This window comes from Bradyrhizobium sp. SZCCT0148 (assembly GCF_018129985.1).
GTDB lineage: Bacteria > Pseudomonadota > Alphaproteobacteria > Rhizobiales > Xanthobacteraceae > Bradyrhizobium > Bradyrhizobium japonicum_H.
This window is the reverse complement of record NZ_JAFCKT010000041.1, coordinates 1-1,920: the sequence shown is the minus strand read 5'-3', so window position 1 is coordinate 1,920 and position 1,920 is coordinate 1. Positions and strand designations below refer to the sequence as shown.

The following is a 1,920-nucleotide window of genomic DNA, read 5'->3' as shown; positions in this document are numbered from 1 at the left end:
GCCCCGGTGAGATGATCCTACTGCTGCGTTTGCAGCTCGCAATATGAACTATTTCACAAACCAGCCGCAGATTTAACAGGGGAAGGAAAAGACCTTGAGGCGCTGCGATTGCTGGTTGGGTCTAAGTTTTTCCAAAGCGCGGTGCCCCTCGGAAGCGCGGAACGTCAGATTATTGCATGAGTTATTCCAAGAGGTCGCCATGAGACACTTGGTATTGGTTGTTGATGATGATCCCGACGTGCTCGAAGTGATTGGGAGCATGCTGGAAGACTTGGGCTGCGAAGTCGTTCGTGCGCATAGTGGCGCTGAAGCTTTGAGCATGTTGGCAAGGGACGGGAGGATTTCGATCCTGATCACTGACATAAACATGCCGGGCATGGACGGTCACGAACTTGCAGAGCGAGCAACGCGCCTTCGGCCAGACTTGAAGGTGCTTCAACTATCCGGCCGTGAGCGAAGGCGCGACGGCTTTCCCATGATCAGAAAACCGTTTTCTCAAGACGACCTTGCGCGCGTGATGCGAGAGACAACGGGCGTTTGTTAGCCTAATAGTTTCGTCAGACAGCGTTCAAGCTCGTCCATGGGGAATGGCTTTCGCAGAACGGGATGGTCCTTAAAGGCTGCGGGCACGCCTTGCGAGCCGTAGCCAGTGGCGAAGGCGAAGGGAATATCGCGCTGGTGCAAGGCTTCGGCAATGGCTTCAGAACTGTCACTGCCGAGTTGCACGTCAAGAATGGCGGCATCGATGCCTGGGGCAGTTGCGAGCATGAGCCCGCTTGCCAGATTAAAACCTCTTCCAACACGACTTTCATGTTCGATGTACCCGATCCAATAAAGCGACCCGTTCCACATCTGGAACCTGAAATGGATTAGAGCGTTTCCATGTCAAGCCCCAAACAACAATTTTGTGCATTGCGGGAGGTTAATCGTGGTAGAGCGTCGCCGTCGCACGAAGCATGCAAAGACTTTCAGAGAACGCCTTATCGAAGAAGCCGCCAGGTTTCGGGAAGCCGCCGAACAATTGCCACCTGGGACTGAGCGCGAGCTTCTGATGAAGCGGGTCCGGCAGGCGGAGTCCGCAGCGGAAATCAGCGATTGGTTGGGGAAGCCTCAGGCGGCACCGCCGCCTTCGTTCGGCAATCTTGTGAAGATCAGCTAGCCAAGCTTCTCACTGATTTAAATGGAGGAAAATTGGTTCTGCGCACAGCGTCAGTTACCTCCGACATCCATTCCTGACCAGGGCGAAACTTGCCGTCTATGTCTTTGAATAATTCCCCAGCGAACATTGTGGCCTCGCGCCACGCCGCCTTATCGTCGCCTGCGCAATCGGTGCTCGGCTGCACGTTGGGGATATTGAAAAAACCTTGGAATGAACCCTAATGCACTCAGCGGGGATAGTGCGTGAAGCTTCTCACCGAATATCTTGAGCGCGCGGTTCAGCTTGAAAATCTTGCGGCGGATGAGTCCGACGGAAATTTTAAAAGCAAGTTGCTGACGCAGGCTCAAGCTTATCGCAAATTGGCGGCCAAGCGCGCGAAGGAATACGGCTTGCCGATGCCTAGCCCACCGGAACTCTTACCAACGAAATGAACGCTGGATATTTCACGGATCATGGCCTGCGCTCCGTTTGTGTAGCGGCCGCGAGTGTAATGCGGAACAAGGGCAACCTCTCCACTGATCATGATCGCTAAAGCTAAAATCGCTTTGATTCACGAAAGCGCCCGTCGGGGAAATGCTAAATGATTGAAGCTATAGTTAGCATCGAATTGGGACTCGCCTCCGTCTCGTCCCGGGCCGACATCCAAGCGGCCGGGACCATTTTGTTTGCGATGCTGATTTCCATCGCTCACCAAACCGGAACAGCTACCTTGATTGGTCCGCTGGACTCGGCGAGTTGATCGCACATGAAGTTCAGCAAGT

5 protein-coding genes are annotated in these 1,920 nt (G+C 54.1%); 3 read left to right on the top strand and 2 right to left on the bottom strand.

Going from position 1 to position 1,920, the window contains the following annotated elements:
* Positions 1-199 precede the first annotated feature (199 nt).
* Positions 200-544: a response regulator gene (locus JQ580_RS33675; RefSeq protein ID WP_212285668.1), complete on the top strand. Its 345-nt coding sequence runs from the start codon at positions 200-202 to the stop codon at positions 542-544.
* Here the strand turns inward: JQ580_RS33675 and JQ580_RS33670 are convergent.
* Positions 541-768, bottom strand: coding sequence for a response regulator (locus JQ580_RS33670; protein WP_212285666.1), 228 nt, complete (start codon positions 766-768; stop codon positions 541-543). The genes JQ580_RS33675 and JQ580_RS33670 overlap by 4 nt on opposite strands.
* Positions 769-928: 160 nt before the next feature.
* Between JQ580_RS33670 and JQ580_RS33665 the strand changes: the two genes are divergently transcribed.
* Positions 929-1,159: a hypothetical protein gene (locus JQ580_RS33665; protein WP_212285664.1), complete on the top strand. Its 231-nt coding sequence runs from the start codon at positions 929-931 to the stop codon at positions 1,157-1,159.
* Here the strand turns inward: JQ580_RS33665 and JQ580_RS34430 are convergent.
* Positions 1,152-1,343 (bottom strand): DUF6894 family protein, encoded by a 192-nt coding sequence (locus tag JQ580_RS34430; protein ID WP_409363246.1) that lies wholly within the window; start codon positions 1,341-1,343, stop codon positions 1,152-1,154. The two genes, JQ580_RS33665 and JQ580_RS34430, sit on opposite strands and share 8 nt — an antisense overlap.
* Positions 1,344-1,401: 58 nt before the next feature.
* Between JQ580_RS34430 and JQ580_RS33660 the strand changes: the two genes are divergently transcribed.
* On the top strand, positions 1,402-1,590 hold the full coding sequence (locus tag JQ580_RS33660; RefSeq protein WP_212285662.1) for a hypothetical protein: 189 nt from the start codon (positions 1,402-1,404) through the stop codon (positions 1,588-1,590).
* The last annotated feature ends 330 nt before the right edge of the window (positions 1,591-1,920 follow it).

What these genes read in the sequence shown, in the direction of transcription:
- JQ580_RS33670 (WP_212285666.1), bottom strand. Translation starts at nt 768, where the DNA reads ATGCTCGCAACTGCCCCAGGCATCGATGCCGCCATTCTTGACGTGCAA.
- JQ580_RS33675 (WP_212285668.1), top strand. Translation starts at nt 200, where the DNA reads ATGAGACACTTGGTATTGGTTGTTGATGATGATCCCGACGTGCTCGAA.